Origin of the sequence: Rufibacter aurantiacus (assembly GCF_017916345.1) — a bacterium.
Taxonomy (GTDB): Bacteria; Bacteroidota; Bacteroidia; order Cytophagales; family Hymenobacteraceae; genus Nibribacter; species Nibribacter roseolus.
In genome coordinates this window covers 480,133-497,482 of sequence record NZ_JAFMSV010000003.1, presented here as the reverse complement: position 1 = coordinate 497,482, position 17,350 = coordinate 480,133, and the positions used below count along the sequence as shown (strand labels likewise).

The window sequence follows — 17,350 nt, the reverse complement described above, 5'->3', positions numbered from 1 at the left end:
GTTACAAAAGGTTTATCCCAGGTAAGAAAGCTGATTTGCAACATGCCCAGGTCTTTCATTGTGGGTGAAGACCTTTATCTGGAAAGATTGGTTTCCTGGGTAGCCAATATGTAGTAAGAGTCTACAGAATCTTCTTTGATGGAAAACGCCACCGGATTGCATTCTTCTCCCTCTGTTTCCTCCTGCGGGAAGTAATAGGTTATGTTTATCCCAAACAGACTGAAGCCCTTTGACGTGAGTTTTGGGGCATAGTGGTCCAGAATAACTTCTAGTACTTCTTTGGAAACCTGTTCCTTAGCATATCTTTCCATGCCTATTGTACTACAAATTGCGTGCTAAAATTTATTTACAAGCAATATTGTATTTTGGTTAGACAAAAACAACAAAGTTCAAGCATGAGGCCTGAATTACTTGTTAGACGCTGTTCGTTCGCGTTGACTATTTCCATATGGTTCAACCTCTATCTGAAAGAAAAAGCCAGTCTCACATTGGACCTTCCTTCGTTCCAGTAAATGCTTCTAGCAATTATTGCCCCAATTTTTATATCGCCTTCTTTCTATGGAGGAAGCATGGCTATTTAAATTAATTGGTGGGTGAATAGTTTTATTTTTTACCTCTTCTATTACCAAATAGAGCTAACCTGGTAGTCGGTGTCTCGTTGTGGTATTAGCCTATTAATTTATAATCAGATGATGCTCACCCGCCAGGTTTATTGTATGCCCAAAGCAGGCTCCTTACATGACCTTGCCCTGAATACAGAGCGCATAAGCTATCCGAAACCCGATGAAGTGTGCGTTCAGGTAAAAGCCATCGGGCTCAATTTTGCCGATATTTTTGCCATGCAGGGACTTTACAGTGCCACCCCTGCAGGCTCCTTTATTCCGGGCCTGGAATTTTCAGGGGTGGTGGTGGCCGTGGGGTCAGGTGTAACGGAATGGCAATTGGGCGACCGGGTCATGGGCGCCACCAGGTTTGGCGGTTATGTCTCGCATCTGAACATTAACCACCGGTATGTCATTGCCTTCCCCCAGGAGTGGAGCTTTGAGGAAGGGGCGGGGTTCCTGGTGCAGGGACTCACCGCCTACTATGCCCTTACCCAATTGGGGAACCTACAGCCGGGCATGACAGTGCTCATCCATAGCGCCGCCGGTGGGGTGGGCATCCTGGCCAACCGCATCTGTAAAAAACTGGGGGCATATACCATTGGTAGTGTGGGACAGGAATGTAAAGTCAGGTTTTTACAGGAAGAAGAGGCCTATGATGCGGTTATTCTGCGGGGTGGTAATTTCAAGAGAAAGTTAGAGGAAGCCCTGCGCGGCCGTCCTTTGGAATTGATCATGGAATGCATTGGCGGAAAGATTCTACAGCAAGGGTGGGAAACCATGGCACCCATGGGCCACATGGTGGTGTACGGCAATGCCAGTTTCTCCAGCCATGGCGCCAAGCCCAATTACCCTAAACTCATCTGGAAGTTTCTGCGGCGCCCGAAAATAGATCCACTCAAGTTACCTACCCTGAACAAATCCCTAATGGGCTTCAACCTCATCTACCTCTATGAGCAGACAGATAAGATGCACCGCTTGCTTAGGGAGCTGCAGGACCTCGCCCTTAAGCCCCAGCACATTGGCCACGCGTTTGAATTCAACCAGATGCACCAGGCCATTAGGCTATTCCAAAGCGGTAAAACCGTGGGCAAGGTGGTAGTGAGGGTATAAGTTTAAAGGTCGTACCCGTCTAGATTGGATGGTTAACCATTGGGTCACTCACTAATGGGCGGCACTGGCAACGGAAGTTCCTGCTGCTGGTCCACAATCTCTAACCAGGAAAACTCCTGGCAAAGGCGGCGCATATTCTCTGGCATAGAAGCTTTTATTTCCACGGTATCGCCGGTAAACGGATGCTCAAAACTTAGAGTGGCGGAATGCAGCAGCATGGTTGAACTTTGCAGTTGCTCCAGGAACATGAGGTTATGGCGCCAGTCGCCGTGCTTTTTATCGCCTATGATGTAGTGCCGGAGGTGCGCAAAGTGTTTCCTGATCTGGTGCATGCGGCCGGTCTCCGGCTTGATCTTGACCAGGCTGTAGCGGGCGGTTTGGTAACGGCCTACGGGAATAGGTAACTCCACAGTGGCCAAACGGCTGAAGTGGGTGATGGCATCCTGGGCTTCTTTGTGCTGGTGGTCTTTGTCAGGGCGAATGGGGCTGTCAATGGTGCCTGCCTCGGGGGCGTACCCACGCACGATAGCAAAATAGGTTTTATCCGGCTGCCGCTCGGCAAAGGCTTTTACCAAAGGGGCTGTCGCTTCAGGTGATTTGGCAAAAAGCAGCACGCCAGAGGTTCCCCGGTCCAGGCGGTGCACGGCGTGTACGCGTATCCCCAGTTGGTCGCGCAGCAGTTGCAGGGCAAATTCCTTTTTCTCTTCGGCAATGCGGGTGCGGTGCACCAGTAAACCGTTGGGCTTGTTGATGGCCACGTAGTGCGCATCTTCATAAATAATCTCCAGCACCTTTTTCTTCTTTTTGAGGCCGCAAATTACGGAGAATAATCCACTCACCGCAGAAGATCAAATCAGACTCAGTCCTATGGTTCAATACCTACCTGGTAGTACCGTTCTATACCCATGGGCCAGAGACAGAACAAACGCATACCAGCATCTAGTGGCTTTTTCTTAGGTGAGAAAAGTGAAGCTACCAAGCCTCTTGATAAACGCATCTCCAGAGGCTTGGTAGCTTCATTATGGAATAACCTTTAAAGCTGTTTAGGAACCGATTTTCCGAAAACAGCCCCTAAACAAAAGCCTATACCTGAGAAGGCTGTGGCTTCTTTACCTGGGTTGAAATAAACTCCTGCAAGGCTTGTTCAAATAGCTGAATCTCCTCCCAAGTATTGTAAGGCGCCAACCCGATGCGAACCCAGCCGCCTAAAGGATTTACTTGCAGCTTCTCAGCCAAAGTGGAGGCGTAAAAGTGTCCATCGGCGATGCACATGTTGTAGTTCCGGGCAAACCAGGTGGTGACTTCACGGGCGTTCACGTTCTCTATAGTAAAAGCAAACGTTGGCGTTTTAGGGGTGCCCTCCGGCGCGCGGTAAAGACGTACTTCCGAGGTATTCATCAAGATGCTTTCCACCCGGTGGGCCAGTTCGTCTTCAAGGGCAGCAATGCGCTGCATGCCGGAGGTGAGTTGCTCCCTCCTGGTGGAACCTTCGCCTAAGCTTTGGATGAATTGTATGGCGCCCACCAGCCCCGCAATGCCCTCGTGGTTTTGGGTGCCTGTTTCCAGTTTATCGGGGATTTCTCGGGGAGCCGGGGCCAGTTTGTACACTGGTAGTTTCTCAAACAAAGAAGCGGCAATCACGGCAATGCCCAGGTGAGGACCAAAGAACTTGTAAGCCGAGCACAACAGCACGTCGCAGCCCAGTTTTTTGAAATCCATGGTCAGGTGCGGCACCGCATGCACGGCATCTATCACTACCAACGCGTTCACCTCCTTGGCCCGGGCGATGATGCTTTGTACATCGGTCACTGTGCCAGTCACGTTGGAAGACAAACCCACTGCCACCAGTTTGGTCTTTTCCGTGATGATCTCGTTCAGGTTGCCTAGCTCCAGGGTGTAGGTATTGGGGTTGGCGGGAATAAACTTCACGGTCGCGCCTTTATCATTCGCCAGGGTCACCCACGGATCCACGTTGGCCCGGTGATCCAGTTCCGTGACCACTACCTCGTCAGAACTGGAAAGGAACGGACCCAGGCTGCGCGCAATGGAAAACGCGAGTGAGGTCATGTTCTGCCCGAAGGCCACCTCTGTGGAGGCGCAGTTCAGCAGATCGGCAACGGCCTTTCTGCCCTCCAGCAGAAGATCATCGGTACGGATACTAGTGGGGAAGGCGCCGTGCAGGTTGGCTATGCCCTGCGAAATGTAGCCCACCATAGCATCTACCGCCTGTTGGGCCATCTGGGTGCCGCCCGGCCCATCGAAAAATATGAAAGGCTTCTTGTTTTCTACTGGTCTCAAGGCCGGAAACGCCTCCCGTAACTGCTGTACTGAAAACTGACTCATGGGCTGTTTGTTGGTTTGTGTAGGTCTTGCATTTTGGGGCCGTTTTCCTAAGATTACCCCTAAACAAATAGCGTAAGTTATGACATTTTCCGGTAACAGACCCGATGTAAGGTAATGGTTTGTTTTGCAGCAGCCAGATAACAGGAAACAGTTTTCCTGTTAAAGTCAAGCCCTTAAGTTTCTCCCCAACACCATTGGCGGCAAATGGGAGATTCTTAGAGCAAAACATTAATTGGATAGGAGGGATCTAAGAAGAGAGAAGGCCAGGCAGAATACGTTGGCTTACCGAGGACAGTAGGGTGTAAACATGGGAACCAGCCTTTAGATGCAGGCCAAGTCTCCTGCGCAAGTAGGTTGGGGCACTTTTTGATTCAGATTAAGCTGGAGTATGGTTTCCAGTTCCTCGGGGGAATGGACACTGACTCTGGTTAACACGATGGTAGGTCTTTGGCCCAGGCTGGTGAAGATGTAATTGCTCTTGATGAGGTAGCCATCTTTATCCCGGAAGTAGAAGCAAGTCTTGTCGTAACCCAGGTAAGTGATATTGATCAGGTATTGCCCAAAGTGGGAATGATCATCTATAAAGGAGGTGGCACAGATATACTCCCAGGGCGAAAACGCCTCACCCGTTACCAGTTTCAACAGGTTCTGGTTTCTCATCATGTGCTGCAGATTTGACAGCTTTAAATTTTGGGTTAATCTCAGGAATTGTCCTAAGGGTATAGAATTCTGCATAATACTTAAGGGGTAATTGGTGATTGAATAAAGGATGCATTAAAGTTTAGTTGAATGTAAGTAAAGTATTGTTTGAGAAATGATGTAAGTGGTTAAGGAATAGTTAATTATTGAATGGTATATAAAATATTTATTTAGTTAAGTCTATGAAGGTATTTAGAGCTTATATTTCAAAAAACACCGGCAAAAGAGAGGATGAAACCTATAAATTTTTCCGGCGGTAGTTTGAATGTCAAGGCTACGGTAAGTTGATTAAAAAGCAGGTGCCCTGGCCTACCTTGCTATCCACGTCAATGCGGCCGCCTAAAGAATCAAGGTGTGTTTTGATGAGAAACAAACCCATGCCGCGCCCCTCGGTGTGGGCATGGAAGCGCTTGTACAGTTTGAAGACATTGTTGCGGTTCTTCTCCATGTCAAATCCCGATCCGTTGTCTGAAAAGAAGATAGTTGTTTCTTTCTTGTCGTTAAAGTAGCATTTGATGTTTACCTCCAATTCCCGTTCTGCGGCCCTGTACTTCACTGAATTAGACAGAAGGTTGAGGATGATGCTGTATACATAAGCCTTATTGGCCTGCACAGATAATCCATCGGTAATATCTAGGTTAATGGTAGCGCCGGCACTTCTTAATTGGTCCTCCAGAGAAGACATGGCCTGCAAAATCACCTCTTTGATATCTACCTTCTCCCGCTCTACATTACCCCTCCGGTCCCTGATGGTCAGGATTGTATTCATGTCCCTGAGCACATTGTCCATGCGCAACAGGCTCAGGCGCAGGAAAGACAAAGACCGGTCAAAGGCAGCCGAGTTCCGGTCTGTGGTGGCCAGTAGGTTGGCCAGACCCATGGCATTGGCTACCGGGCTGCGCAGGTTATGGGACACGATGTAGGTGAATTGCTGGAGGTCCCCGTTCTTCCTTTGCAGGTCTAGGGTCAGTTTGGAAAGTTGCAGCTTGGTTTCCTGGCACCCGCTTTCCTCTACATTAGAGGTAAGGAGGGAAGGACCTTGATGGTTCAGGGGCTCTTTCCTGAAAACAGGCCTGAAACTCTGCCCAGCCTGCTGGGACTTTTGTTCCCTGAACTTAAAGCCGGTGATATTCCGCCCTACGCAGAACATAGTACCCTCTTCCTCTGACCAGGCCACCGACCAAAGCACCCACACTTCCTGGCCATCTTTATGGATCATGCGGTTCTCAAATTGCTGCCTTGTTCCGTTAGCCGCTACCTGAAATGCCTGCTGGGTTCTGGTCTGGTCTTCTGGGTGTACCAGATCTGTGTAGTGCATTCCCTCTACTTCCCAGCTGCGGTAGCCCAGTATATCCTGGCAGGCCCCGCTGGCATAGACGTAAAGCCCTTCCTGACCTAAAGTGCAGAAAAGATCCAGAGACAATTCTGCCATCTTCTCCCAGTTGATTCTATTGCTTACAGTTAAGATTTGGGATTCTATCATTGTTCCATTCTGATATAAAATTGAATCTGGTACTATTTTATTTAATGAATGTAAAGAAAAATTTATACAAAGCAATAGAGTATATGGTATTTTTTAGAAAAAATAGACCTAATAGTGATAGCAGTATGGTGAATTGACCTTTCTGCCCGTTTAAATTAGACCATTCTCATAAACGGAGCGCGTAAAAAGCCAGTTGGTTGAAGGATAGCAAGTTGTGGCAGGTGGCAGAAAGTATCCAAAGAAAAGCGAGGTAGAAGAATGGAGGAATAGCCATGGTAACTGCATGGAAATAGTCGCAGAGTTTGCCACTCCGGAAATCAAAGAGGCAATCTGCTCTGTGCATGGCCCTAGAAACCGGCTAGGATAGTTGTACGCTCTGGCAAGGCCGCACCAGTTCCAAGGTACGTGAACCTAACCTTTTGCACAGCAACGGAGAAAGGACCATCTGGGCAAGTGGCCTTTAATAAAGGTGTACAATATCGAACACCCACTGTGTGATACCGCACAAAATAGTAAAGTACTCTTGTTTAAATAGCTGAAAATCAGGCCGCAGTTGAGTTGGTACAACATCTGTTATAAGAGACAAATCGCCACTACTCTATATACACTCAGCTATGCTTAAGAATCTATTCAAGACGGCCTATCGAAACCTTTCCAAGAATAAGTTCTTCACGGTTCTTAATGTCCTTGGGTTGGCCCTGGGTATGTCTCTGAGCCTTTTGTTTATAGCCCTGCTTTCTTTCCTTTCAAGGTATGACAATTTTCATCCGCATAAAGAGCGTATCTACAGGGTCATCACGCAGGTGCATGACAAGGTAGAAAACCCCAGGTTTGCCTCCGCTCCCGTTGGCTTGGCCTATCACCTGGAAAACAACTTCTCGGGAATTGAAAATGTGGTACGGGTACATAGGTCTCTTTATGGAGATGCAGTGTATGGCGAAAAGAAAATACGGTTGGGTGGCTATTTTGCTGATCCTGCATTTTTTGAGGTTTTCAATTTCCCTTTACTGAAAGGTGATAAAACAACGGCGCTCACAAACCCTAACTCCATTGTGATCTCTGAGACTGAGGCAAGAAAGATCTTCGGGGAGAAGGAGGCCATAGGAGAAATGATCAGGATGGAGGGCTACGGGAATTTTGTGGTGACTGGCATCATAAAAGACCTTCCCGTGAACTCACACATGCAATTTGGAGCCATCGCGTCATTCGCTACCATCATTTCTGATAAGGGAACCAGCTTCCTGCAGCGCGAGGAAGGCTGGAGATCCTTTGAGAATTCTTTTGTGTATCTGCGGATTTTGGAGGGTACTGATCCGGAAAACATCCAGCAAGGGCTCAATAAGGTGGCCAAACAGCAGTATGCAAAGCAGCAGATTAAAACCTCGTTTAAACTGCAGGCTCTAGATGACATTGTACCCGGTCCCCAACTATATGACTCATTGGGGCAAACTTGGGATTACCTTTCTCTCTTTCTTACCGGATTGATCACCCTGGTCGTACTGGTGCCAGCCTGTTCCAACTACATCAACCTTTCTATTTCACAGTCATTGGAGCGCATGCGGGAAATAGGGGTGAGGAAGGTCTTTGGCGCCCAGAAAGAACAGATCTTTTTGCAGTTCATTGTAGAATCTACCACCATTGTGCTGGTGGCGCTGCTGCTCTCCGGAATGATCTACGAAATCATTAGAACCGACTTCATTAGCCAGATGGTGGAGACTTCTCCCATTGATTTATCTCCCACCTGGGTTACCTTCCTGGGTTTCCTTTCGTTCGCCGTGCTGGTGGGGATCATTGCCGGCATTGTGCCTGCGCTTTACTTCTCCAGGTTATCGCCGGTGAACGCGCTAAAGGGAAAGGAAGTAAAAACCAGCGGCCGTTCTCTTTTCCGGAAAGTGGTCCTGACCACCCAGTTCATGCTTTCTCTGGGCTTTATCATGGCGGTGGTTATTATGCTGCGGCAGTACCAGTTTTCGGTGAATTATGATTTCGGCTTTGACCAGGCCAATGTGCTGGATGTGGAACTGCAGAATGTAGATCCGCAGATATTCAAAAACGAGTATGGGAAAGTGCCCTCTGTGAAAAGAATTTCCATGTCTTCGCATTTGCTGGGAATTGAACCCGGTCCTGAACGGCAGCTCCAGTTCCTGCATCAGGAAGACTCCATCGGGGCTTTCTCTATCTCGGTAGACGAGGCTTTCATTTCTAACATGAAATTGAAATTTCTGGCCGGAAACGACTTCACCCAGGATAAAGCCCATAATGCCAAACAGATTATTGTAAACCAGGAGTTTGTGAAAAAGCTGAAGCTGACAGAACCCTCGGCGGCCATTGGCAGGTGGTTTGTCTTACCCGAGGGAAAAGCGGTGCGCATTTCGGGTGTCTTGAAAAGCTTTCACTTTGCGGACCTTAAGGAAGAAATCACTCCTTTCTTTTTTGAGTATAACCCAGACACCTTCCATTTTGCCAACCTGAAACTGGAGACCAGTGATGTAGCGGGCAGCATCACGGCTATGGAAACGCTCTGGAAAAGGATAGGCGGTGAGGGGAAATTTACGGCTCAGCTTTTCTCCCAGGAGATCAAAAGCGCCTATGACTTTTATATCATGGTTATGAAGCTTTGGGGTTTCCTGGGTTTGCTGGCGATCACCGTGGCCTGTCTGGGATTGCTGGGCACGGTGTCTTTCACCATTAAAAAACGCTACAAAGAAATAAGCATCAGAAAGGTAATGGGGGCCTCATCAGAAAGCCTGGTGCTGCTTCTATCAAAAGACTTCTTTATTCTGATGGTCATTGCCAGCGCCATAACTATTCCGGTGATGTACTTCATGTTCACCCACCTGTTGGCCACTACCCAGCATTACAGTATTGAGATAGGGTTTCTGGAAATATTCATCAGTGTAATGATCATGATGATTCTGGGCCTTGCCACCATTCTCTCACAAACCCTGAAAGCGGCAAACGCTAACCCGGTTGAATTCTTAAGGGCCGAGTAAGTGATGGAGTAGGAAATTCTTATGCCTTCTCTATTCTGGTCAGACTTTTAGCCGCAGGTCCTTAATTATTTCCTTTTAGCCTTGCCCACTTTCCTTTGCTGATTTCATAGACAAAGTTTAACTGAGAGGCCTCCCCAAAATAGGCTACTTCTTCCTCGGCCACCTTGTCAGCGCCCAGGCGGGTGATGGCAATCTGCGACCGGATGTTTTTAGCCCCAATATGGAAAAACACCTTAGAAACGAACTGGAAGATGTAATCCAGCATCATACCCTTCACCGCAAGGTTAATCCCCTTGCCCCAGGAAGAGGTGACGTAGAAGGTGTAACCAATCAAGATGCTGTTGTCCTGCTCGTTGTAACCATAGAACCGGGTACTGCCTATCACATCCCCAGAGGCTTTGTCCACGATTTTGAAGGCGCCTTGGCTTTGCATGGCTCCGTCAAAGAACGTCCGGAAGATGTCCTGCTGCCATCGGTTTTTATTGGGGTGCTGCTCCCAGATTTTAGGGTCCGAGGCGGTGTTATACAAAGCCTCAAAGTCCTCTTCCTGCAAAGGGTAAAGGATTACCCTTTCATTTTCTAAAACAGGCTGTATACTGAAGTCCATTAACCTTGCAACTGAAGTTTCATCATGATGTCTGTCTGCTCGTCATCTCCTAATTTGAAGATGTGCTTGTCAAAGGCAACAAACCCATTCTTTTTGTAGAAGTTGATGGCTCTTTGGTTTCCTTCCCAAACACCTAACCAGACGAAGGAGGCGTTCCTTTCCTTGGCGATCTGGACGCCCTTTTCATAGAGTATTTGCCCCACCTTTTTCCCATGGAAATCCTTCAGTACATAGATCCGCTCAATCTCCAGGGCTTTGTCGTCCTGCAACTCCGTTTGTGATTGTCCGGAGTTCAGTTTCAGATAACCAATCACCTCTCCGGCAAGCTCCGCAAAATAGAATTCAGCATTCTGATCCGTCAGTTCAGTTGTCAGTTTTTCTAGTGAAAAGCCTTCTTCCAGGTACTTCTTCATGTTCTCCTCTGAGTTGCTCACGGAAAACGTCTCGGAGAAAGTCTGTCTGCCTATTTTTTGAAGTAACTCAATGTCGGTGAGGGTCGCTTTTCTTATGGTGATTTCTTCCATGTTCTTTTTGGTGTGCTATTGGGCCATTTACAGTTTTGCATAAACGGCTGTAAATTACTTCAGCTAATTCTGGGTGCCATACCAAATCAGTTTCCGCTTTCTTTCTCTGTTTCTGTTATCAGGTTTTGTAAAATCTCACTCGTGGACTGCCCGCTATAATCTGTGATAGATTGCCCTAGCCAAATGCTCAAAAAGTCCACGTTCCCCTGGGCTTTGGCTACTTTGCGCAACTCGTTGGTTAATAGCCGTTGATAGGGATAAGGAAGGATATGCTCGGTGTTTTCTACAGCGTCTATGAAAACATTTCTAATGCCTCTGGCATAACGCCCCGAGAAGCTTCTGGTTAATACAATATCGCTTTCCTTTACCCTTCTCAGTCTTTCCTTTTCAAAATCTGCCAAGGCACTCTCGGCAGAACCTAAAAGTAAGCTCCCAACCTGGAATCCCTGGGCACCAAGAGTTCTGGAGGCCAGCAGGGTCTTTGCATGGTAGATGCCGCCTGCATAAATAAGCGGGACCTTGACAGCATCATATACTTGGGACAGTAAAGACAGCCCACTAATTTTAGGAAGGTAGCCCGGCTCAAAACTTCCCCGGTGCCCACCGGCCTCAAACCCCTGTACACAGATAATATCAATCCCCGAACTCTCCAGTATTTGCGCCTCCCTCACAGAGGTGCACGTCCCGATTAGAGTAGTACCGTTACTTTTCAGCTTTTGGATGGACTCCTCGTCAAGGTTGCCGAAGGTAAAACTTACCACCTTGCAGTTTTCAGAAATAATGGCATCGACGTGTTCCTGGTACCTGTTCACAGATATTTTCTCAAAATCCGGAAGATCAACGGTCAAACCTTGTTGTTGAGCCAGGTTTTGGATGAACTGTTTTGCCTCTGCATACCTGGTTTTGAGTTGGTCAGTCACTTCAGGAATCTCATTAACGAAGATATTGACTGCGAAAGGGCGGCTGGATAGTTTTTTGGTCGCCCGGATCACCTCAATACATTTTTCAGGAGGCAGATCCCCAAGCGGCAAGGAGCCCAAGCAACCCACCTTGGTGGCCGCAGTCACCATTTCCGGTGTGGTCACCCCGAACATGGGAGCTTGGATGATAGGGTATTCAATGCCTAGCCTTTGGGTTAATTCATTTGACCAGATCATACCTGAAAGTTGTAGCTAAATATTGGAGGATTAGGCTTTGAGTTTCTATTAACAGCTTCGTGGCTCAATCTAGGTGCTTCCTCTCGCTTTAACAAATCCCCTGCTTGGTGCTAATTAAAGGCATAGAATCCCACAAAAAGAAGGGTGCCGTTTTGAATACAGTTAATGAAAAACTTATCAAGGGTAATATGTAATCTATATTTATATAAATTATGTCTGAGAAGTAGTAAATTAAATACTCCTCTCTTAACCTGACTAAAAGAAGAATATGAGTACCAGAGCAGAAAATCAACAAAAGAAACAGCGGCAAAAGGAATTCAAGGAGAGAAAAGAAAATGAGGCCCGGCTCAAAGCTGCTGCCAAAAACGCCAAAAGCAGTACCTCTGATAATGATGAGGAGAAGGACCGCAAGCGCAAGACACAAGATTAATAAAGGTGGCAGTAATCAGGTTAAGAAACCTCTAAACTTAAGAAGCTGGTCTTACAAGTTGTTTTAAGCAACCTGTAAGACCAGCTTTTATAATGACCCTAATCAAAACGACCAGAAGTATTTACTTGACAGATTCGCCTAAATCTAATTTCACTTACTGGTTCAGGTAACGAAACCTTGATTTATTTGCCGATGCAGAACTTGGTAAAGATGTTATCTAGCAGGTCATCGGTAGTGATCTCACCGGTGATCTCACCCAGGTAAAACAGGCAACGGCGGATATCGGCGGCGAGCCAGTCTCCGGTGAGGCCACCATCCAAGCCCTTCAACACTTCCTGTAAGGCATCAGAGGTTTTCTGAAGACTTTGGAAATGACGCAGGTTGGTGACAATGGTACGGTCGCCGGTAATAGCTTCATTGGCGTGTACCTGCTCCAGCAAGGCATCTTTCAATTTTTCCAGACCTTCTTTAGTATCGGCTGAGATAAAGACCAGGTTCTCCAGGCCTGAAAAGGTAGAGAGTTGCTCGGGTGAGGCAAGGTCTTTTTTGTTCCCGATCAATAGGGAAGGAACCTGCGGCAGGTCAAGAGCAGACATTTCTTCCTGGACCTCCTGTGGGGTAGTAGAGGCAAGATCAAACAGGTACAGTACCAAAGAGGCCTTCTGCAACTGCTCTTTCGTTCTGGCAACGCCAATGGCTTCCACTTTGTCCTGCGTTTCCCGGAGGCCTGCCGTGTCAATAAACCGGAACCGGATGCCGCTAATGAGGGCCTCATCCTCAATCACGTCTCGGGTGGTGCCCGGAATGTCAGAGACAATCGCTTTTTCTTCGTTTAGAAGGGCATTCAATAGAGTAGACTTACCGGCGTTGGGTTTCCCGGCAATGACGGTGGGCACTCCGTTTTTAAGCACGTTGCCCATCTCAAAGGACTGCAACAAATCAGTGATCAGGCGCTGCAGGGATGAAATCAGCCGACGCAGGGCACTGCGGTCAGCGAACTCCACGTCTTCCTCGCTGAAATCCAGTTCTAGTTCTATCATGGAGGCGAAATGGATCAACTGCGCTCGCAGGGCTTTTATCTCATGCGAGAAGCCGCCGCGCATCTGCTTCATGGCCACCTGGTGCGTCAGCGCTGAGTCAGAAGCTATAAGATCGGCTACGGCCTCGGCCTGGGCCAGGTCAAATTGCCCGTTCAGGAAAGCGCGTTTGGTGAATTCACCGGCCTCAGCCAGGCGCGCACCCTTACGAAGAAACAACTTGATGATCTGCTCGGTGATGTAGGGTGATCCGTGGCAGGAAACTTCTATGACATCTTCCTTGGTGTAGGAATTAGGGCCTTTGAAAAGAGACACCACCACTTCGTCCAGAATCTTTTCGTCATCTCTGATTGTCCCGAAATGCAGCGTGTGCGAGGCCTGGTTTTGCAAGTTCTTTCCTTTGAAGACGCTCTGAACAATGGAAATTGCCTCGGGGCCGGACAGCCGGATGACAGCAATGGCGCCGTGGCCTGCGGCCGTGGACAAGGCCACAATGGTATCTTTGGATAGGATGGAAGGTATCAAAGCAATGTACTCCTTAGGGTTTGCCGTTTAGCGGCTATTTTCCTGCAAGATACGCCAAAGCGCGCAGAAAATCCTTTGCCGGTATAAAACCGGGTACCCGCTCCATTACCTGCTGCTTCTCGTTCAGGAAAACCGTGGAAGGATAACTCATCTGGCCTTTCAAGAGGGCCAGCGCCAGTTCATGGGCCCGGTACTTCTCCAGGTATTTATAGGTTCTGCCCTGCAGGGTAATGGTCTGGCGTTGCTCGGCGTTGAGTTTCACCACGTAGAAATCCTGGTTCAGCTTCTTAACGATATCGGGGTTCTGGTAGACCTGCTTGTCCATTTTCTTGCACCAGCCGCACCAATCGGTGTACACATCCACCAGAATCTTCTTAGGCTTGGTTTTGCTTTTCTGGATGGCCTGCTCCAACGTAAGCCACTCCAGCTTCACGGCAGGAGCTGCCATGACAGAGTTTGCCGGTTTATAGGATGGGGCAGAAGGGTGTAGAAGCGGTAAAAAGGAAGTTATAATTAAGAAGAGGAAGTACATGAAGTGGAAGACGGCTACTGCTTATAGATCAGGTTGTTTTCTGTTTCCATTAATACGAAAAGAAGGGGCAACTATTGTGTTGTCCTGAGGGAAGGAGGAAAACGTTGGTAGGGATTATTCACATTCCTTCAACCCATATTAAAGCCGATGGCTATTTCTGGCACCTTTTCCATAAATTAGCCTTAAAACAGACAAATGGAGGGAAAAGAATTCAGCATATTTTCTGACCTTAACCTAAATGGTTTATCCTTTTTTAGGCATTGGCCTTAATGACCGCAACCGGTTGACGGCGTTTAGCCAGGAGGCCGTGACCAGGGGAGAAGACAAAGGCCAGCAGGAACTGTAACCCGATTACCGCCGAGATGGCGCCTGCCACCGATCCGTTCAACCAAAGTGCGAGGTAAAAGCCAGCCGCCGAGGCGATGGCTCCGGCCAGGGCCGAGATAATAAGCATCTTCTTCAGGTCATCCGTGAGCAAATAGGCGGTAGCCGGTGGGCCCACCATCAAAGCCACCACCAGGATAGCCCCCACAGATTCAAAGGCTGCCACCGTGGTCAGCGACACTGCGCCCATCAGGAGGTAATACCAAAGCGTGGTGGAAAGCCCGATAGCGGTAGCGAAAGCCGGATCAAAGGAGGTGAGGTATAACTGCTTGTAAAATATTGTGATAAACAACAGCAACACCACCAGTACTCCGCCTATAATCCAGACCGTGCGGGGACCCAGGTTCATACCACTTTCGGTGAGCCAGATGTCCAGGGGTACATAAGCAATTTCGCCGTAGAGCACGCAGTCCTGGTCTAGGTCCACTTTGCCGGCGTACACCGAAATAAGGATAATGCCCAGCGCAAACAGCGTGGTGAAAGTGACGCCAATGGAAGCATCGGCCTGGACGCGGGCTTTTTTGTGAAAGAACTCTATCAGGAAGGTACAGGCTACGCCCAGCAAAGCCGCCCCGATGAGCATGGTCCAGACTTCGCGGGAACCGCTGAAGAGAAAGGCCAGCACAATGCCTGGCAACACCGCGTGCGAGATGGCATCACCCACCATGGCCATGCGCCGCAGAATAAGAAAACATCCCAGCAGACTGCAGCAAATGGCTACCAGCGCGCCGGTAAGAATAATCCAGAAAGCATCTATGTTCATGGCTGTTGCGGAATAATGGTATGGTGCGGATCTGCAGTAGGATAGTTTAGAAGCTCTTCCAGTCGTTTCTCCAGTTCCGGGGTAAGCACGTGTTCAATGGACTCCGCATCCTCGTGGACGTGGTCTGAGGCTAGGTGCAGGTATTCTGTCAGGTACAATTCCCACAAGCGGTGCAGCCGTACAATGCGCTGAGCTTCCTTTTTTCCAGGAGGCGTAAGGGCCCAACCATTAGAGCTTTCCTGCACCAGGCCTTGCCGCTGAAGTGCATTCAAGCCATTCTTCATCCGGACCAAAGGCTGCCGCCGGCGCTCCAGAATCTGCTGTTTAGAGTAACTGTGTTCGTATTCGCCTTTGGCCTCGCCCAAATGGAACAGGGTTTTCAGGATGTTTTCGCGGGTCATCTGCCGCCGTAAGCGGCGCTGCATCAGATACCGGGCCAGCAAGCCTTTTTTGGGCGCCAGGATGAACGAGACAATGGCCAGCAGAGACAGGAGCATCACTATCCAGGGGCCGGTGGGCATGGCTGGGGCCGTAAAGGAAACGTAAGCGCCGGCGGCACCGCAGAAGGCACTCATGAGGGCGGCAATCAACACCATGGCTCCAAGTCGGTCAGTCCAGAAACGGGCAGCGGCGGCAGGGGTGATGAGCATCGCAGACATCAGCACTACGCCCACTGACTGAATACCCACTACCACTGCCAGCACGGTAAGGGTGGTCAGTAAGAGCTCCAGGCCCCGCACGGGCAACCCAATGGTGCGGGCATAGGCCAGGTCAAAGCTTACCAGCTTGAATTCTTTATACAGCAGCAGCACGCTCAAAAGCAGCAGCACCGCCACCGCCCCGAAGGTGATGAGGTCCTGACCCACCAACGCCGCCGCGCTTCCGAAAAGAAATTTATCCAGACCGCTTTGGTTCTCATTGTTGGAATGCTGGATGGACGTGAGCAGCAGAATTCCAATCCCGAAGAACACGGACAGAACCAGTCCAATGGCGGTGTCTTCTTTCACCCGGCTATGAGCCGTGACAAGGTCAATAATGATGAGGGAAAGCCATCCGGTCAAAAAAGAACCCAATAACAGAACCAGCGGGTTTTTCTCGCCGGTGAGGATGAAGGCCAGACAAACGCCTGGCAAAACGGCGTGCGCCACGGCATCACCCACCAGCGCTCTTTTCCGGAGCACGGTAAAGCAACCCACTACCGCTGAGCTGGCTGCCAGCAGCACAGACCCGATGGTCACAAACCGCACGTTGGCGTCTGACATGCTCAGGAAGTCCCAGAGGGTATTCATTTGCGGGTTGGTTTGGTTTCTCTGATGGGAAATTGTTTTTTCTGCAGCAGTTCGCTTACGCGGCTGAGCTCGGTTAAGCGGCCACCGTACGTTTTCTCCAAAAGGGGAGGCGTGAGCGTTTCCTCGGTGGGGCCCGAGGCCACCAGCCGCATGTTGAGCAGGATGATCCAGTCAAAGTAATCCTGCGCCGATTGCAGGTCATGGTGCACCACCACCACCGTTTTGCCATTGTCGCGCATCTGCCGGAGCAGTTCAATAATGGCTGTTTCTGTGGCAATGTCTACGCCTGCGAAAGGCTCATCCATGAGGTACAAATCAGCGTCCTGGGCCAATGCCCGGGAAAGGAACACCCGCTGCTGCTGCCCCCCAGATAACTGGGAGATCTGCCGGTGGGCGAAATCCTGCATGCCTACTTTCTCCAGGGCTTCCATAGCCAATTTCTTCTCGCGGGAACCAGGCCTCCGGAAAAGCCCCAACTGCCCATAGGTGCCCATCATGGCCACATCCAACGCCGAGGCCGGGAAATCCCAGTCCACAGATTCACGCTGCGGCACATAACTCACCCGTTTGCGGACCTCCTCCAAAGGCTTGCCAAACAGCTCCACAAAGCCGCTGTTCAGCGGCAGCAAGCCCATAATGGCTTTGATGAGGGTGGACTTGCCAGCCCCGTTCGGCCCGATGATGCCCACCAGCGCCTGCTGGGGTAAGGTCAGGTCCACGTCCCACAGCACGGGTTTCCGCTGATAGCTCACCGTAAGATCATGCACCTCTAAAACCGGATTCGTGACGTGTTGTATCATGGACTCTAATTGAAATTTACTTCTAGTATTTGTTTCTTAAAAAGAAGCTAAGCCTCTATTATAATGTAG

The 17,350-nt window shown here is 49.2% G+C and carries 16 protein-coding genes; 3 read left to right on the top strand and 13 right to left on the bottom strand.

Features of this window, described 5'->3' with window-relative positions; genetic code table 11:
• Nucleotides 1–74 precede the first annotated feature (74 nt).
• On the bottom strand, nt 75–311 hold the full coding sequence (locus tag J3P34_RS12655; RefSeq protein ID WP_210489035.1) for a hypothetical protein: 237 nt from the start codon (nt 309–311) through the stop codon (nt 75–77).
• 405 nt (nt 312–716) lie between these two features.
• On the opposite strand from J3P34_RS12655, the gene J3P34_RS12650 reads away from it, so the two are divergent.
• Nucleotides 717–1,715, top strand: a complete 999-nt coding sequence (locus J3P34_RS12650; protein ID WP_345890362.1) for an alcohol dehydrogenase catalytic domain-containing protein — start codon at nt 717–719, stop codon at nt 1,713–1,715.
• A gap of 44 nt (nt 1,716–1,759) precedes the next feature.
• Here the strand turns inward: J3P34_RS12650 and J3P34_RS12645 are convergent, their stop codons facing one another.
• The 4 genes from J3P34_RS12645 to J3P34_RS12630 all read right to left on the bottom strand — a co-directional run bounded on the left by J3P34_RS12645 (nt 1,760) and on the right by J3P34_RS12630 (nt 6,240).
• Nucleotides 1,760–2,506 carry a pseudouridine synthase gene (locus J3P34_RS12645; protein ID WP_210489034.1) on the bottom strand — a complete coding sequence of 249 codons (747 nt, stop codon included), beginning with the start codon at nt 2,504–2,506 and terminating at the stop codon, nt 1,760–1,762.
• 292 nt (nt 2,507–2,798) lie between these two features.
• Nucleotides 2,799–4,058, bottom strand: a complete 1,260-nt coding sequence (locus J3P34_RS12640) for a cysteine desulfurase-like protein (protein ID WP_210489033.1) — start codon at nt 4,056–4,058, stop codon at nt 2,799–2,801.
• 321 nt (nt 4,059–4,379) lie between these two features.
• Nucleotides 4,380–4,721, bottom strand: coding sequence for a hypothetical protein (locus J3P34_RS12635; protein WP_210489032.1), 342 nt, complete (start codon nt 4,719–4,721; stop codon nt 4,380–4,382).
• A 310-nt stretch (nt 4,722–5,031) separates the two neighbouring features.
• Complete coding sequence (locus J3P34_RS12630; protein WP_210489031.1) at nt 5,032–6,240, bottom strand: PAS domain-containing sensor histidine kinase; 1,209 nt, start codon at nt 6,238–6,240, stop codon at nt 5,032–5,034.
• A 614-nt stretch (nt 6,241–6,854) separates the two neighbouring features.
• Between J3P34_RS12630 and J3P34_RS12625 the strand changes: the two genes are divergently transcribed.
• Complete coding sequence (locus J3P34_RS12625; protein WP_210489030.1) at nt 6,855–9,233, top strand: ABC transporter permease; 2,379 nt, start codon at nt 6,855–6,857, stop codon at nt 9,231–9,233.
• Nucleotides 9,234–9,294: 61 nt separating this feature from the next.
• On the opposite strand, the gene J3P34_RS12620 is transcribed toward J3P34_RS12625, so the two are convergent.
• The 3 genes from J3P34_RS12620 to J3P34_RS12610 form a co-directional block, all read right to left on the bottom strand.
• Nucleotides 9,295–9,840 carry a GNAT family N-acetyltransferase gene (locus J3P34_RS12620; protein WP_210489029.1) on the bottom strand — a complete coding sequence of 182 codons (546 nt, stop codon included), beginning with the start codon at nt 9,838–9,840 and terminating at the stop codon, nt 9,295–9,297.
• Nucleotides 9,840–10,364 carry a GNAT family N-acetyltransferase gene (locus J3P34_RS12615; RefSeq protein ID WP_210489028.1) on the bottom strand — a complete coding sequence of 175 codons (525 nt, stop codon included), beginning with the start codon at nt 10,362–10,364 and terminating at the stop codon, nt 9,840–9,842. Before J3P34_RS12615 ends, J3P34_RS12620 begins: the two co-directional genes overlap by 1 nt.
• An 86-nt stretch (nt 10,365–10,450) precedes the next feature.
• A complete protein-coding gene (locus J3P34_RS12610; protein ID WP_210489026.1) occupies nt 10,451–11,521 on the bottom strand; it encodes an NAD(P)H-dependent flavin oxidoreductase in 1,071 nt (356 codons plus the stop codon).
• A 268-nt stretch (nt 11,522–11,789) separates the two neighbouring features.
• Here J3P34_RS12610 and J3P34_RS12605 point away from each other — a divergent pair, with 268 nt between their 5' ends.
• A complete protein-coding gene (locus tag J3P34_RS12605) occupies nt 11,790–11,951 on the top strand; it encodes a hypothetical protein (protein ID WP_210465016.1) in 162 nt (53 codons plus the stop codon).
• A 182-nt stretch (nt 11,952–12,133) separates the two neighbouring features.
• Here the strand turns inward: J3P34_RS12605 and mnmE are convergent, their stop codons facing one another.
• The 5 genes from mnmE to J3P34_RS12580 all read right to left on the bottom strand — a co-directional run bounded on the left by mnmE (nt 12,134) and on the right by J3P34_RS12580 (nt 17,281).
• Nucleotides 12,134–13,513, bottom strand: coding sequence for a tRNA uridine-5-carboxymethylaminomethyl(34) synthesis GTPase MnmE (gene mnmE, locus J3P34_RS12600; RefSeq protein WP_210489025.1), 1,380 nt, complete (start codon nt 13,511–13,513; stop codon nt 12,134–12,136).
• 34 nt (nt 13,514–13,547) lie between these two features.
• Nucleotides 13,548–13,961, bottom strand: a complete 414-nt coding sequence (locus tag J3P34_RS12595) for a thioredoxin family protein (RefSeq protein ID WP_210489024.1) — start codon at nt 13,959–13,961, stop codon at nt 13,548–13,550.
• Nucleotides 13,962–14,298: 337 nt separating this feature from the next.
• Nucleotides 14,299–15,192 (bottom strand): metal ABC transporter permease, encoded by an 894-nt coding sequence (locus J3P34_RS12590; protein ID WP_246853692.1) that lies wholly within the window; start codon nt 15,190–15,192, stop codon nt 14,299–14,301.
• The gene (locus tag J3P34_RS12585; protein WP_210489023.1) at nt 15,189–16,481 is read right to left on the bottom strand and encodes a metal ABC transporter permease; all 1,293 of its coding nucleotides are present in this window, start codon (nt 16,479–16,481) and stop codon (nt 15,189–15,191) included. The genes J3P34_RS12590 and J3P34_RS12585 overlap by 4 nt, the downstream gene beginning before the upstream one ends.
• Nucleotides 16,478–17,281 carry a metal ABC transporter ATP-binding protein gene (locus J3P34_RS12580; RefSeq protein ID WP_210465012.1) on the bottom strand — a complete coding sequence of 268 codons (804 nt, stop codon included), beginning with the start codon at nt 17,279–17,281 and terminating at the stop codon, nt 16,478–16,480. The genes J3P34_RS12585 and J3P34_RS12580 overlap by 4 nt, the downstream gene beginning before the upstream one ends.
• Nucleotides 17,282–17,350 lie beyond the last annotated feature (69 nt).

Excerpts from the sequence above, each read along its gene's own strand:
- J3P34_RS12655 (WP_210489035.1), bottom strand. The coding sequence starts at position 311 with ATGGAAAGATATGCTAAGGAACAGGTTTCCAAAGAAGTACTAGAAGTT.
- J3P34_RS12650 (WP_345890362.1), top strand. The coding sequence starts at position 717 with ATGCCCAAAGCAGGCTCCTTACATGACCTTGCCCTGAATACAGAGCGC.
- J3P34_RS12640 (WP_210489033.1), bottom strand. The coding sequence starts at position 4,058 with ATGAGTCAGTTTTCAGTACAGCAGTTACGGGAGGCGTTTCCGGCCTTG.
- J3P34_RS12635 (WP_210489032.1), bottom strand. The coding sequence starts at position 4,721 with ATGATGAGAAACCAGAACCTGTTGAAACTGGTAACGGGTGAGGCGTTT.
- J3P34_RS12630 (WP_210489031.1), bottom strand. The coding sequence starts at position 6,240 with ATGATAGAATCCCAAATCTTAACTGTAAGCAATAGAATCAACTGGGAG.
- J3P34_RS12625 (WP_210489030.1), top strand. The coding sequence starts at position 6,855 with ATGCTTAAGAATCTATTCAAGACGGCCTATCGAAACCTTTCCAAGAAT.
- J3P34_RS12620 (WP_210489029.1), bottom strand. The coding sequence starts at position 9,840 with ATGGACTTCAGTATACAGCCTGTTTTAGAAAATGAAAGGGTAATCCTT.
- J3P34_RS12615 (WP_210489028.1), bottom strand. The coding sequence starts at position 10,364 with ATGGAAGAAATCACCATAAGAAAAGCGACCCTCACCGACATTGAGTTA.
- J3P34_RS12610 (WP_210489026.1), bottom strand. The coding sequence starts at position 11,521 with ATGATCTGGTCAAATGAATTAACCCAAAGGCTAGGCATTGAATACCCT.
- J3P34_RS12605 (WP_210465016.1), top strand. The coding sequence starts at position 11,790 with ATGAGTACCAGAGCAGAAAATCAACAAAAGAAACAGCGGCAAAAGGAA.
- J3P34_RS12595 (WP_210489024.1), bottom strand. The coding sequence starts at position 13,961 with ATGGCAGCTCCTGCCGTGAAGCTGGAGTGGCTTACGTTGGAGCAGGCC.
- J3P34_RS12590 (WP_246853692.1), bottom strand. The coding sequence starts at position 15,192 with ATGAACATAGATGCTTTCTGGATTATTCTTACCGGCGCGCTGGTAGCC.
- J3P34_RS12585 (WP_210489023.1), bottom strand. The coding sequence starts at position 16,481 with ATGAATACCCTCTGGGACTTCCTGAGCATGTCAGACGCCAACGTGCGG.
- J3P34_RS12580 (WP_210465012.1), bottom strand. The coding sequence starts at position 17,281 with ATGATACAACACGTCACGAATCCGGTTTTAGAGGTGCATGATCTTACG.